The organism is Nocardia arizonensis (genome assembly GCF_001310275.1).
Taxonomy (GTDB): Bacteria; Actinomycetota; Actinomycetes; order Mycobacteriales; family Mycobacteriaceae; genus Nocardia; species Nocardia arizonensis.
On sequence record NZ_LGYZ01000017.1, the window covers coordinates 16579 to 30211 of the forward strand.

General features: G+C 67.3%; 14 protein-coding genes. 6 read left to right on the forward strand and 8 right to left on the reverse strand.

Annotated features, from left to right (window positions below; translation table 11 throughout):
* Positions 1-81: 81 nt before the first annotated feature.
* Positions 82-303, reverse strand: a complete 222-nt coding sequence (locus APZ21_RS03075) for a heavy-metal-associated domain-containing protein (protein ID WP_054811672.1) — start codon at positions 301-303, stop codon at positions 82-84.
* A gap of 251 nt (positions 304-554) precedes the next feature.
* Here APZ21_RS03075 and APZ21_RS03080 point away from each other — a divergent pair, with 251 nt between their 5' ends.
* Positions 555-1538 carry a hypothetical protein gene (locus tag APZ21_RS03080; protein WP_146088985.1) on the forward strand — a complete coding sequence of 328 codons (984 nt, stop codon included), beginning with the start codon at positions 555-557 and terminating at the stop codon, positions 1536-1538.
* A gap of 183 nt (positions 1539-1721) precedes the next feature.
* On the opposite strand, the gene APZ21_RS03085 is transcribed toward APZ21_RS03080, so the two are convergent.
* The gene (locus APZ21_RS03085) at positions 1722-2126 is read right to left on the reverse strand and encodes a four-helix bundle copper-binding protein (RefSeq protein ID WP_054811674.1); all 405 of its coding nucleotides are present in this window, start codon (positions 2124-2126) and stop codon (positions 1722-1724) included.
* A gap of 271 nt (positions 2127-2397) precedes the next feature.
* Between APZ21_RS03085 and serA the strand changes: the two genes are divergently transcribed.
* Entirely contained in the window at positions 2398-3996 is a 1599-nt protein-coding gene (serA, locus tag APZ21_RS03090) for a phosphoglycerate dehydrogenase (protein ID WP_054811675.1), read from the forward strand.
* Positions 3997-4367: 371 nt separating this feature from the next.
* A complete protein-coding gene (locus tag APZ21_RS03095) occupies positions 4368-4718 on the forward strand; it encodes a hypothetical protein (protein ID WP_228791112.1) in 351 nt (116 codons plus the stop codon).
* 78 nt (positions 4719-4796) lie between these two features.
* Here APZ21_RS03095 and APZ21_RS03100 read toward each other — a convergent pair whose 3' ends face one another.
* Together APZ21_RS03100 and APZ21_RS03105 are read right to left on the reverse strand one after the other, a co-directional pair.
* Positions 4797-7046: a heavy metal translocating P-type ATPase gene (locus tag APZ21_RS03100; RefSeq protein ID WP_054811677.1), complete on the reverse strand. Its 2250-nt coding sequence runs from the start codon at positions 7044-7046 to the stop codon at positions 4797-4799.
* A 54-nt stretch (positions 7047-7100) separates the two neighbouring features.
* On the reverse strand, positions 7101-7307 hold the full coding sequence (locus APZ21_RS03105; protein WP_054811678.1) for a heavy-metal-associated domain-containing protein: 207 nt from the start codon (positions 7305-7307) through the stop codon (positions 7101-7103).
* Positions 7308-7992: 685 nt separating this feature from the next.
* Here APZ21_RS03105 and APZ21_RS03110 point away from each other — a divergent pair.
* From APZ21_RS03110 to APZ21_RS03120, 3 genes are all read left to right on the forward strand, one after another.
* Positions 7993-8424, forward strand: a complete 432-nt coding sequence (locus tag APZ21_RS03110) for a hypothetical protein (RefSeq protein ID WP_146088986.1) — start codon at positions 7993-7995, stop codon at positions 8422-8424.
* A gap of 498 nt (positions 8425-8922) precedes the next feature.
* A complete protein-coding gene (locus tag APZ21_RS03115) occupies positions 8923-9870 on the forward strand; it encodes a M56 family metallopeptidase (protein ID WP_054811680.1) in 948 nt (315 codons plus the stop codon).
* A 118-nt stretch (positions 9871-9988) separates the two neighbouring features.
* Entirely contained in the window at positions 9989-10438 is a 450-nt protein-coding gene (locus APZ21_RS03120) for a DUF2752 domain-containing protein (RefSeq protein WP_082392792.1), read from the forward strand.
* On the opposite strand, the gene APZ21_RS03125 is transcribed toward APZ21_RS03120, so the two are convergent.
* The 4 genes from APZ21_RS03125 to APZ21_RS03140 all read right to left on the reverse strand — a co-directional run bounded on the left by APZ21_RS03125 (position 10439) and on the right by APZ21_RS03140 (position 13326).
* A complete protein-coding gene (locus tag APZ21_RS03125) occupies positions 10439-10654 on the reverse strand; it encodes a heavy-metal-associated domain-containing protein (RefSeq protein ID WP_054811682.1) in 216 nt (71 codons plus the stop codon).
* A gap of 14 nt (positions 10655-10668) precedes the next feature.
* Positions 10669-11745: an urease accessory protein UreH domain-containing protein gene (locus APZ21_RS03130; protein WP_232998203.1), complete on the reverse strand. Its 1077-nt coding sequence runs from the start codon at positions 11743-11745 to the stop codon at positions 10669-10671.
* Between the two features lie 116 nt (positions 11746-11861).
* The gene (locus APZ21_RS03135; RefSeq protein ID WP_054811683.1) at positions 11862-12332 is read right to left on the reverse strand and encodes a hypothetical protein; all 471 of its coding nucleotides are present in this window, start codon (positions 12330-12332) and stop codon (positions 11862-11864) included.
* A 319-nt stretch (positions 12333-12651) separates the two neighbouring features.
* A complete protein-coding gene (locus APZ21_RS03140; RefSeq protein WP_054811684.1) occupies positions 12652-13326 on the reverse strand; it encodes a YcnI family copper-binding membrane protein in 675 nt (224 codons plus the stop codon).
* Between the last annotated feature and the right edge of the window lie 307 nt (positions 13327-13633).

Here is a 13633-nt window from a genome sequence, read left to right on the forward strand (position 1 = left end):
CGACCGTCATGGGACGCTGCGGGCCCCCGATTCCCGGTCGTCGTGTCACGCCGTGGGCGGGGACACGACGACCGGCCGGGGTCAGCTCTGGACGAGTTCGTAGCCGAGGTTTTCGACGGTGGCCTGGATCAGTGCGGCGTCTGCGGCGCTGGCGCCGGTGACGGTGACCGCGCCGCTGGTCAGATCGATGCCGACGTCGTCGATGCCAGAGAGCTTTTCGAGTCCGGCGCTGACCTTGCCGACGCAGCTGCCACAGGACATGCCCGAAACGACGTAGGTGCTCGTGGTGGTTGTGGTGCTCATGGCCGGGTCTCCTTGTGTGGCGTTGCTTTCCGAGGAGAGACGCTACGACATCATCTCGTGAATGTAAACCCCTAGGGGGTATAGGTATCGAGCCATTTACCCATATACCTAGCGGGGGTATATTGGTGACGTGGGTCACCGGGACTCGCATCGAATCGGAAAGGGGCCTGGCCGTGGTGAAAACACAAGGGAGTGATCGCGCCGGCATCGAGGCGCGAACCGCTGACAGCACCCGAGGCGAGGACCTCGCCATGGCCGCCACGAGCGTCTGGATCGTCTTGGCCGTACACCTGGACGGGCGTGCGCACTACCTGGATTTACCGGACTCGTTCTTCACCTGGTGGCATCTGCTGTTGTATTCCGGCGTCGGCGCAGCGGCTGCCCTGCTGTTGACGATGGGCGTGCGGCGCCGTAGAACAGGTCGATCGCTGATGTCGGCGGCGGTGTCGATGCCGCGGGGGTACGGTGGGTCGCTGGCCGGGGTCGGCGTCTTCGCCGCCGCCGGGCTCGCGGACATGGCGTGGCATCTGAGGTTCGGGGTCGAATCCGGGCTCGACGCGTTGGTCAGCCCGACTCACCTACTCCTGTTCACCGGGGCCGTTCTGCTGTTCTCCGGCCCGCTGCGCGCGACCCAGATCAAACAGCCCTCAGCACCGTTGTGGGCCGTGCCCGCGGTCATCGCCGCGACTGCCATCACCGCGATCGTCGGCTTTGCCCTCAGCTATGTCTCCGCGTTCACCACCGACGCACCACTGCGCGCAGTCGGCGACTTCCCCGAGGGCACCCCGGCGCACTACGCCACCGAGATCCCGGCCCAGGCCGGACTCGGCGCCTATCTGATCACTACCGCGCTGGTCGTGGTCCCGGTTGCGCTGCTGCTGAAGCGGCGGCGATTGCCCGTCGGTGCGATCACAGCCTTCGTCACTGCATTGGCCATCCTCGCCCAGACCGTGCAGAACTTCACCCGCCCCTCGGTCGTGGTGGCCGCCGTCGTTGCCGGGCTGGTCATCGAAGGGCTCGTCGCGGTAGGCACAGCCTGGATGCCCCGGGTGCCGACAGTGGCGGTTGTCGCGGCCGCGCTGCCGACGATGCTGTGGTCGGCGCAGTTCGCGGCCTTGCAGCTCGGCCCGGGAGTCGCGTGGTCGGCAGAACTCGCCACCGGGACGGTAGTGCTGTCCGCTTTGATGTCGGTGGCGATCATCTCTGCTCTACCCGAAAGGCGTGAGGGAACCTAAGCCTGCGGAGGAGAGATCCCGGCGCGCTCAACGGGCAAAGCCGACCGTTTCTACGACTTTCCTACGTAGCATCGCTCTCGGGTGCCCGCAATCGACGTGAACATGATTCATTTCCGCATATCCAGCGCCGTCGTGGCCGCGCCGGATATGCGGCTCGACTGCCCGGGCGCGCCGAGTCGGCGTTCAGCCGAGGGCTGCGATCAATTCCCTGCACGCCGTTTCACAGCGTCGGCATGTCTGCGCGCAGACCCGGCAGTGTTCGTGGGCGGTATGGCGTTCGCATTCATCCGCGCAGCTCGCGCACGCGGTCGCACAGGCTTCGAGAACCGCTCGGGTCAAGTTCGCGTCGTAGCCGGTGTGACGCGACAACACTCTTCCTGTGGTGTCACAGATGTCGGCGCAGTCGAGATCGGATCTGATGCACTTGACCATTTCGGCCACGCTCGGCTCGCTCAAGCAGGCATCCGCGCACGCGGTGCAGGCCTGTGCGCATTCGAAACATCGTTCGATGCACGTGGCAAGTACATTCCGGTCGACCTGGCCGAGATCGGCCGGATACGAGTCGAGCAGTTCAGCGACGGTACCCATGAGTTTCCTCCTCGACGAAAAGTTCCAGCTGGTCGTCGGTGCATTACCCGGCCACCGGGGGGCGAAACCGCAGCGAACCGGCGGACTCGACCGGCCACGGGGCGATCGTCTCGCGGGTTGCGGGAGCCGGCACCCAGCAGGCCATGGCGCGCGCCACACCTCGGATCGGTTGCTCCACACCGAGCCGATATCTACTGTCTAACTACGTAGATATTCGTAGTCCGTTCGACACGAACTCATCGTCGAACCCAGCACAGAGGAGTACCCCACAGTGAGCCAAGCAGGCCGTCCTGTAGTTCTGATCGCCGACAAGCTCGCCCAGTCGACCGTCGACGCGCTCGGTGACGGTGTCGAGGTTCGCTGGGTCGACGGCCCCGACCGCCCGGCCCTGCTCGCCGCGGTCCCCGAGGCCGACGCGCTGCTCGTGCGCTCCGCCACCACCGTCGACGCCGAGGTGCTCGAGGCGGGCAAGAAGCTCCAGATCGTCGCCCGTGCCGGCGTCGGCCTCGACAACGTCGACGTGCCCGCCGCCACCGAGCGTGGCGTGATGGTCGTCAACGCCCCGACCTCCAACATCCACACCGCCGCCGAGCACGCCGTCACCCTGCTGCTCGCCGCCGCCCGCCAGATCCCGGCCGCCGACGCGACCCTGCGCGAGAAGACCTGGAAGCGCAGCAAGTTCAACGGTGTCGAGATCCTCGGCAAGACCGTCGGCGTCATCGGCCTCGGCCGCATCGGCCAGCTGTTCGCGCAGCGCCTCGCCGCCTTCGAGACCAAGATCGTCGCCTACGACCCCTACACCTCGCCCGCGCGTGCCGCCCAGCTCGGCATCGAGCTGCTGAGCCTGGAGGAGGTGCTCGAGCGCGCCGACTTCATCTCCATCCACCTGCCCAAGACGCCCGAGACCAAGGGCATGCTCAACGCCGAGACCCTGGCCAAGACCAAGCCGGGCGTCATCATCGTCAACGCCGCGCGCGGTGGCCTGATCGACGAGCAGGCGCTGGCCGACGCGATCAAGTCCGGCCACGTGCGGGCCGCCGGTCTGGACGTGTTCGAGACCGAGCCGTGCACCGACAGCCCGCTGTTCGAGCTGCCCGAGGTCGTCGTGACCCCGCACCTGGGCGCCTCCACCGCCGAGGCCCAGGACCGCGCGGGCACCGATGTCGCCAAGTCGGTGCTGCTGGCGCTGGCCGGTGAGTTCGTGCCGGGTGCGGTGAACGTCACCGGTGGCGCGGTCAACGATGTCGTCGCGCCGTGGCTCGACGTCGTCCGCAAGCAGGGCGCGCTGCTCGGCGCCATCGCCAACGAGCTGCCCGTCAGCGTCGAGGTGCAGGTGCGCGGCGAGCTCGCCTCGCAGGACGTGGCCGTGCTGGAGCTGTCCGCGCTGCGCGGCGTGTTCTCGGCGCTGGTCGAGGACCAGGTCACCTTCGTCAACGCCCCGGCGCTGGCCAAGGAGCGCGGCATCACCGCGGAGGTCACCACCGCCACCGAGAGCCCGAACCACCGCAGCGTCGTCGACCTGCGCGCCGTGTTCGGCGACGGCTCGACCCTGAACGTGGCCGGCACGCTGACCGAGCCCAACCTGGTCGAGAAGATCGTCAACATCAACGGCCGCAACTACGACATGCGCGCCGAGGGCCTGAACCTGGCCGTGCTGAACTACAGCGACAAGCCGGGCGCGCTGGGCAAGATCGGCACCAAGCTGGGCGAGGCCGAGATCGACATCCTGGCCGCGCAGCTGAGCCAGGACGTGGACGCCGAGGGCGCCACCGTGGTGCTGCGCGTCAACCGCGAGGTGCCCGCCGAGGTGCAGACCGCGATCGCCGAGGCCGTCGGCGCCGCCAAGGTCGTCCTGGTCGACCTGGCCTGATCACACCGACAATCCAGCACTCCTCGAAGTGACGCGCCCGGCGACAAAGCCTTCACCGCAACTACGGACACGAAGCGTAGCGTGACGCGCAGTTCCGCATCCCCAGCGACCGGTCCCCGTTGCACACAATGGGGACAGGTCGGTGACGATACCGGCACGACGTGTCAGGGGCAGAGGGTCGCGTGAACGCCTGGATGCCGGGTATGCGGCTCGCAGGGAACACTGACTGAGGAGGCATACCAATGATTGCTCAGCTCACTCGACTCGCCGCATCCGCGGCCCTGGCGTCCGCAGCGATAGCCGCGAGTGCTGGAGCGGCCGCCGCTGACCCAGGCTCGGTATCGATCGACGGCAATATGCAGGTGGTGGGCATGAACGTGCTCCACATCGACGCCCAAGGCACCGGCGATGGACCGGCGACGGGCACCTATGTCGCGAGCGGCCGGTTGGGGAATATGCCGCTACCGGTACGCGTGACCGGCCCGGTGACCTGTCTGACGATCAACGGAAACACCGTCTCGCTGATCTATCCGATCACGACTGCCGAACCGGTCATGATGTTCGCACCGGACTCGATGGCCATCCAGATCACTGTCACCAAGGGCGTCAACGGGGAACCGAGCCGGATCGGCTACGGAGTCCCGATGCCGACGAACAGCTTCCGGGGATGCCAACCGGGCCCGACGCCATTGATCTTCGACGGGACAATCGACATCAACTGATTGCGTATATCGCGGCCCGACAGCCACGCCAGCTCGCTGCGCAGCGAGCTGGCGTGGCGTCAGGGCGGCATTCGCCCGTCAGCTGTTGCTGGAGCGGAAGCCTCGCAAACGCAGACTGTTGCTGACCACGAACACCGACGAGAACGCCATCGCCGCACCGGCGAGCATGGGGTTGAGCAGACCTGCCATCGCCAGCGGCAAGGCGGCAACGTTGTAGGCGAACGCCCAGAACAGGTTGCCCTTGATGGTGCCGAGCGTCTGGCGCGACAACCGGATCGCGTCCGCCGCGGCCCGCAGATCGCCTCGGACCAGAGTCAGGTCACTGGCCTCGATCGCCACGTCGGTGCCGGTGCCCATGGCCAGGCCGAGGTCGGCCTGGGCCAGAGCCGCCGCGTCGTTGACGCCGTCGCCGACCATCGCGACGACCTTGCCCTGGGCTTGCAGCTTCGTGATGACATCGACCTTCTCGCGCGGCAGCACCTCCGCAATCACCTCCTCGATGCCGACCTCCTCGCCGATGGCCCGCGCCGCGGCCGCGTTGTCGCCGGTCAGCAAGATCGGTGTCAGCCCCAGCGCACGCAGTTGGGTTATCGCGTCGGCGGAGGTCGGTTTCACGGTATCGGCGACGACCAGGACACCGCGCGCCTTCCCGTCCCAGGCCGCCGCGACGGCCGTTTTCCCCTCGGATTCGGCGACGGCCATGACTCGTTCCAAGTCCGAGTCCATGCTTTGCGCTCGCTGCGCCAGCATTCGGCGACGCCCGACGACAACCCTGCGGTCAGCGACTACGCCCTCCACACCCAGGCCCTCGACGTTGGCAAAGCCCTGTACTGGCGCGAGGTCGCCGAGCTTGTCCCGGGCGGCCTTGGCGATCGCCTGCGCGATCGGGTGCTCGGAGGAATCCTCGAGCGCTCCGGCCAGCTCCAGGATCTGCAACTCGTCCTCGCCGTCGGCGGCATACACCTTGAGCAGGCTCATCTTGCCGGTGGTGACGGTCCCGGTCTTGTCCAGCACCACGGTGTCGACCCGCCGGGTCGATTCCAGCACCTCCGGGCCCTTGATCAGGACACCCATCTGCGCGCCGCGACCGGTACCGACCATCAGCGCGGTGGGCGTGGCCAGGCCTAGTGCGCAGGGGCAGGCGATGATCAGCACGGCGACCGCGGCGGTGAAGGCCGCGGCGACAGAGCCTCCGGTGCCGAGCCAGAACCCCAGGGTCGCCACCGACAGGGCGATCACGATGGGGACGAAGATGCCGGAGATCTTGTCGGCCAGCCGCTGCGCCTGGGCCTTGCCGTTCTGAGCTTCCTCCACCAGCTTGGCCATCTGGGCCAGCTGGGTGTCAGAGCCGACACGGCTGGTACGCACCACGATCCGGCCGCCGACATTGACGGTGGCGCCGACCACCGCGTCGTCGACGCTGACCTCGACGGGCACCGATTCCCCGGTCAGCATCGATGCGTCGACCGCGGAGGAGCCTTCCACGACGACGCCGTCGGAGGCGATCTTCTCACCGGAGCGCACGACGAACAAGTCGCCCACGGCGAGTTGCTCGGCCGGTATGCGCTGTTCCTTGCCGTCGCGCAGCACCGATACGTCTTTGGCGCCCAGTTCCAGCAACGCTCGCAGCGCGGCACCGGCCTGCCGCTTGGATCGGGCCTCGAAGTAGCGGCCGGCGAGGATGAAGGTGGTGACTCCGGCCGCCACCTCGAGATAGATGTTCCCGGCCCCACCTTCGCGGGCGATGGTCAGTTCGAACGGGTGCGTCATGCCCGGCATACCCGCAGTACCCCAGAACAGTGCGTATAGCGACCAGCCGAGCGCGGCGAGCGTGCCGATGGAGATGAGGGTGTCCATCGTGGCGGTGGCGTGGCGCAAGTTGGTCCAGGCCGCTCTGTGGAAGGGCAAGGCACCCCAGATCACCACCGGCGCGGCCAGTGTCAGCGACAGCCACTGCCAGTTGGTGAACTGCAGTGCCGGAATCATCGCCATCGCGATCACCGGCACCGTCAGGACCAGCGAGATGAGCAGACGCTCGCGCAGTGAGGCCGTGGGATCGTCGCCTTCGGGTGCTGACGCGTCCGGTTTCCCGGCCTTCGAGATCGGGAGCGCGGCGGTGTAACCGGCTTCCTCGACCGTGGCGACCAGGTCCTCGGGCGTGAGGTCGCCGGAGTATTCCACGCGCGCCTTCTCCGTGGCGTAGTTGACCGTGGCGGTGACCCCGTCGAGCTTGTTCAGTTTCTTCTCGATGCGATTGGCGCACGACGCGCAGGTCATGCCACCGATCGCCAACTCGATCCGGGTGGACGGTTGCGTCGTGGTGCCCATCGCAGGCTCCGTTCCGTACTGGGAAAATCTGGCTAGAGGTAGTGACAGGTTCGATCAGTCGGCAAGCTGATAGCCGGCCTCGCTGACAGCAGCGGCGATGACACTTCGCTCGACGGTATCTGCCGCTTCGATGGTCACGCGCCCGCTGGCGAAGTCAGCCTCCACTGCGGTGACACCCGCAATCTTGCCGACTTCTTTGTTCACCGAATTCGCGCAGCAGCTGCAGGTCATTCCGGTCACGGTCACAGTTGTGGTGGTCATGGCTGATCGTCTCCTTGCTCTGCGGCGCCTCCGACCGCATGACCCCCATCATACCCCCCGCGGGTATTGTGCGCTGCTGCTCTTCGGTGACCGCTCCGGCCGCGGCGATTCCCCTCACATCCGGAGCCGACCCACAGGAGGCGAAATGCAATGTGCGTGACAGTGGACCGACATCCGCCAGCCTGAGAACGCGCCAGCCGAACTGCATCACACCCCCGGGCAGCCCCGTCGCGACCAGGCAGCTGCGGGAGAAGGGCGGAGGTGACGCCCCGACCTCGTCACCTACCGCATTTTCGATGACGGGGGCGGAGGCGAGATGAAGGAAATCGCACGCCTCCGCCCCAGCCGACACCCCCGGTCCTAGGGGTGCCCCTGTGCCGGGATCACCATTTCGGCACAAGTACTATTCTACTCAGTAGAACGGTAGTCAGGGCTGCCGAGGAATGCAACAGCCCCGTTCGGCGATCCACATTCGGACGCGGACGTTGCGATCAGTGTCGGCATTCGCCGGGAAGTTGGACCAACCGCCGCAGCGATCCACGATCGCAGCGCTCCACCGCTGCTCCAGCGCCATGGCGGTGAGGGGATTCGCCGCCGCTTGCGCATCCATAGACCCTCGCCGGTCCGGAGAGTAATCTGTGGAATTGGCGACAAGCTCGGTCTACATGGACACCAGGGAGACGCCATGACGCCCAGACGAGGCTGGGGGACAAAGCGGCAGGCGCTTACGACACTGGCCGCGCTGTCGGCACTGGCGTTGGCGGCATGCAGCTCTGGGGGCGGGGATCCCGGCGCGGCAACCGATCGAGAATCCGCCATCACATCGAGCCCGGGCAACTCGACACAGATCGCCGTCAGCGAGAACGAGTTCTCCATCAACATAGCCAACCCCCCATCGACTGCGGGTGCATACACGTTCGTCGTCGAAAACTCCGGATCGGTCTCCCACGATCTCGCGATCGAGGGTCCAGGTGTGGAGTCGCGGCGCACACCGCGGATCGAAAGAGGCGAATCCGGTGAGCTGGCCGTCGATTTGGAGCCCGGCACCTACACGCTGTGGTGCTCGGTGGGAAACCATCGAGAACTCGGCATGAGCACCGAAATCATCGTGAGCTGATCGGAACCCAGGCTGCGGCAACACTTTCCGGCGACGGGGTCATGGCGGGAAACGTGGCCTGCGTTCGCCGCGGGCGGCCATACGGCGGACGGCCCGGGCGGCCCTGCTAGTAGAACAAAAGTGAGGGCGACGCCACGAGTCGTCGCCCTCACTCCCGAAGGCCGGCTCCGAGCGCGCGAGATGAGGGGATCGCGCGCCCAGAGCCGTGACCAACGCCCCTGGCTCTTAGGGGCGCCCGCGCCGAGAACGGCGCAAGTACTATCTACGTCAGTAGATAGTAGATAGTAGATACGCGGAATGCAACTACCCGGCAGATGATCGGTAGCGGCGCCGCGGCGGCGCGATCATTGGCCGCCTTCAGGGGCCGATAGTATGTTGGCGAGCCGCAAATGCTGTGTACAACGCCCGTATCTCGACCCGGCAGAGGAGCCAATCGGTGCCATCGATGTTCGTGCGTACGGTCGTGGTCGTCGATACAGATACGCCGCGGGCGCTCTCATGAGTGTGGCACTGTGCCTACTGGCCTACACCGTGGTCGTGGCGGTGCTGGCGCCGCCACTGTTGCTGCGCACGGCCGGCGACGGGCAACATCCCCGCTTGGGCCTGGTAGCCTGGCTCAGCGCTATCGTCTCGGTCCTGCTGTCCTGGGCCGTCGCGGTTGCCTTCCTCGGCGTCGATGTCGTCCGCGATCTGCTCGCCGATCAACATCTGGATCTCGGACGTTGTTTCAGGCAACTGCACGACGCCGCGGCCGGCTCGTACGGAATCGCTGTCCAGATCGGCCTGTGGACGCTGACAGGGCTGGCGGCACTCGCGGCTTTCGTCGCGGCGTGGCGGCTGTGCCGTTCGCTGGTCCGGGCTCGATCGGTGACTCATCAGCATGCGCAGGCGGCACGGATGGTCGGTCGCCGTCATGACCGCCACGACGCGGTGGTGCTCGATCATCCCGAACCGGCGGCCTATTCGGTGGCAGGCAACCCGAACACCATCGTGTTGACCCAGGGCATCGTCGCCACCCTCGACGAGGAACAGCTGGCCGCGGTCATGGCCCACGAACGCGCCCACCTGCGTGGACGCCACCACCTGCTACTCGCCTTCACCCGAGCACTCGCCTCGGTGTTCCCCCGCATCGAGTTGTTCGCCACCGGCGCCGCGCAGGTGGCGCGCCTGACCGAGATGATCGCCGACGACGCCGCCGCCGACATCTACGGACCCATTACTGTCTGCGAGGCGCTGGTGACCTTGGCCGACAATCACGGCATGGCCCCGGTCGCGGCCACTGAAGTGGGGCTGGTCGATCGGGTTCGCCGCCTCGCGGATCCCCCGGCACCCACCCGGATCAATCGTGTCGCCGCCTCGGCCGCTATCGCCGCGGTCGTCCTGGGACCGATGATCGCGACCCTGGCCGCGGCAGGTGGGATCGGTGTCTGCGCGCTGGGCACCTGAACCCGGCAAGGGCCCGCCGGTCGCGGGGCAAGCTCGGCTTGCGTCCGGCGATCGCGCTGGCGGTTGTTCGGCGTCTTGTGAACTACGTCTTGTATCCAGGAAGGTGAAGGAGTCGATGATGGCAGGTCGGTCCTTGGTCCCCGACGCCGCCCGCTGGCCCGGTGGTGACCGGTTGCAGTGGCTGACGCTGTCCGCTCTCGTATTCCTCGGCGGCGCCGCGGCGCTACGGGTTGTCGGTGTCCCATCGGTAGATCTGCACGGACCGACGCATTTCCTCGGGCTCATGGACCCTTTCTGCGGCGGAACCCGGGCCACCTACCTGCTGCTGACCGGCGAAGTGTCGGAGTCTCTTCGCTACAATCCCGGCGTCCTTGTCCTCGCCGCCGTCGCCCTCCTTGCCCTGGCGCGCGGCGCGATCGGAGTGCTCACCGGCCACTGGTTACAGATCGCGCTGCGTCCAGGACTACGCCGCGTATTGCGGATCGTCGCCGTGGTCGCGGTGCTGGGGTTGTGGGTGCGCCAGCAGGTCAACGCCGACCTGCTGACCCAACCCTGGCCGGTCCCGTAACTATCGAGTGACCACCGCGGTGTAGCCCAACTCGGTGATCGCGGCGATCACGTCCTCGACGGTGGTGACCGCGACATCGAGCTCCACGGTACTGCGGCCCTTCTTCATCGAAGTCTGCGTGCCGGCCACGCCGGGCAGGTCTTCGAGGGTGTCGTCGATGAGCAGTGCGCAGCTGCCGCAGTGCATGCCCTCGATCCGGAAAATGTGGGTGGTCATGCGGAGTTGCCCCTTCAGAGGATGGTGATCATGCCCGAGTACATGCCCATACCGCAGGTGTAGTCCAAGCGGCCGGGCTGCAAAGTGCCCAGGTCGATGCGGGTTTCGCCGCTGGTCGGCAGCGTCGCGGTGATGCCGAGACTCGGAACAACCATCGACCGAACACATCCTTGTGTTCGGTTGGTCTTGACGACGAGCGTGGTCGGGATGCCCGCGACGGCTTCGATATTCTTGGGACCGTAGGAGCCGGTCTTGGCGGTGATTGTCAGGGTCTGCACACCGTCGGCGACGACAGCGGCCGAGGCGTCTGCTGCTGGGGGTTCGAATCCGATCGACTCGGTGATCCGGCTGGCCGCTAGCGGCGAACCGGCGAGCTCGAGGCCTCCGTTGAGTGTGTAGAAGCCCATCGCGAGCACCACGACACCGGTGGCCAGGGCCAGTCTGCCCCGCCACACCGTGGCCGCGACCCGGGCGGCGTATCCGAGGATCGCGAACAGCGGGCTGGTACCGAGCACGAAGACCGCCATGATCGCCGCACCCCACCACGGCGAGCCCGAGGCCAAGGCCAGCGCCTCCACCGACAGCGTCACCCCGCACGGGATCAGGACCGTCGAGACACCTAGCACCGCCGGAGCAAGCGCGGCCTGCGAACGTGCCCGCTTGCGCAGTACCCGCATCCAGGACGCGGGTGGTTCGACCACGATGCCTCGGAACCCCGGCACGCCCAGCTGCGCGAGACCGAAGACGATGATCAACAGCCCTGCCCCGATCTGCAGCCAGGTCCTGGCACCGGTCGACAACTGCACGGCACCTCCGACGGCACCCAGGACCGCGCCGAGCACGGTGTGCGACAACAATTTCCCGGCAAGGAACCCGCCGACCGGGGCGAGATCATCGACGACCCGTTGGCCCCAACGCGGCTGGCCCGTCGTTGTCCCAGCGGCACTGTTGGAGGCCGATGCAGCGCCGACACCCGCCGCTGCGGCGGCGCGCTGACGGGTGATCAGACCGGTGAGCAGACCGCCTTGCACGGCAGCACACGACACACCGCCGGCGAACAAGCCGGTCACCAGAACAGGAAAAAGATTCACGAAAGACTCCTGCGAGGAAAGGAAAGACAACGGCATGACAGTTCGCGCCGACGACAGAGTCGGCGGCGCGAGACCCGAGACGGTCACAACATCGGACACATCCCGGGCGCCCGCTCCTATGTCCGCAACACGCAGAGTTCGGCCAAGGTCGGTGCACGCGGCAGGACCGCCCGCACCCGTATCATCGCGACATCCGGGGCTCGGCGAAGCACAGTGGCAACGACGTCGCGCCGCGGAAAGGCGAGTGTCGCCAGCATCGCCAGGAATGCCGCCAAACACGCCATCACCAGACCCACCGGCGGGGCAGGCACGGCATCGTCGGCCACCGTCAACGGCGTATCGGCAGCCTGGACGCCCACCCCGGAATCAGGGCCGTGATCATGCTCGTGGATTCCGGCATCACCAACCTGCGCACCACCACACTGACCCGCCACACCACCGACCATGGCGGCCGAGTGCGCCATCGTCATCGGCATGCCGGTCTGGCACTGCGCCCCGTGCACGAGGGCGATCGCGACGAACGCCGACAGCGCCACCGCAAGCCGCAGCAGCGCGGCTCGTCGTGCAGTCATCGGCGCGAAGATCACGCGGTGATCCTACTAAGCGATCCAGTAGGACGCGCAGCCCGCCCGCGATCACTACGGTCGTGTTCGTTTGCCGCCCTCGACGCCAGCGGCCTCAACTCAGGCTGAGACTTCACAGCCCGGCACTCCGGGTTCCACTTGCCTTGGTGAGCGCGGCGGCGCCCTGGGCGAAGGCATGGCGGCATCGCAAAGGCGACAGCGTGCTGCCCGATTCTCGGCGAATGCTGCCACGTCCCCGAACAGTGCCGTGCGTGGCCTTGTCCAGGCCAGTGAGTGCTAGCGCGGCTGTTTTCTGCATCTGCACCCACTGGCCGCTCAGTGACTATCGAGTGGTACGGCGGGTGCGTGCCAGTGCGGCCACCGCGACGGCCGCGGCGATCACGCCCAGTCCCAGCCCGCCCGCAGCCATCCAGCGCGTCGCCGAATCAGTGCCGGTCTCGGCATCGTGCTCGTCCTGGGCTGCCGGGGCGGCGGCGTGGGAGTGTCCGTGTCCGTCGCCGGCGGGAGCGGGTGCCAGAGCCAGGACCGGCAGCGGGAATTCCGGTTCGGGTGCGCCCTCGGTGCTGGGCTGGTCCCAGGTGACGACCTTGCCGTCGCTGTAGGTCTGAACGGCGCGGAAGGCGACGGAGTCCTGGGTGGGCAGCGGCCCGGCGTAGAGATCGAAACGCTGGAACTGGCCTGGGCCGACACCGGCCCCTGGATCCGCTGTCCAGGTGACCGAGGTTGCCATCTTGGCCGCATCCCGGTTCACCGTGGCGGTCCATCCGGGCAGCGGTTCGGTGCGCGCGGTTTTGAGGCCGGGCAGCTCGACCGTCAACGCGGTGGTCGAGGCCTGCTCGGATTCGTTGGAGATGCGGAAGGTCAATACCGCGGAGGTGTTTTGCTTGGCGCCGGGGGCTTCGACACCCAGGTGCGCCGAGGCGATACCGCCGGCGAGCACGGTGGCGGCCGCAGCGGCGCCGAAGGTGACGGCCAGGCGCCGCAGAACTGTGGTCATGTCATATTTCCTTGAGTAGGTGGTGAGCAACGATCAGAGGCCGGGACCCGATGGGAGGGCCCCGGCGCTCGACGACATCACCGGCCTGGCTGTGGAACCAGGCGGGCCTCACCGCCTGGTTTCCGGTCCGGCGGCGGGATAACGCGAGCGCCGGTCCTCGGCAGAGGAGTGTGTGCGGGGCGCCGGTGGTTGGACCCGGCGGTGTCCGCGTCGCTCGGGCTCCGAACCCGGCCACGGGCGCGGCGCGCCGTTCGGGAGACGAGGCCCGGGACCGTGTCGGTCTTCACCGACGGCTGTCCGCGGCCGC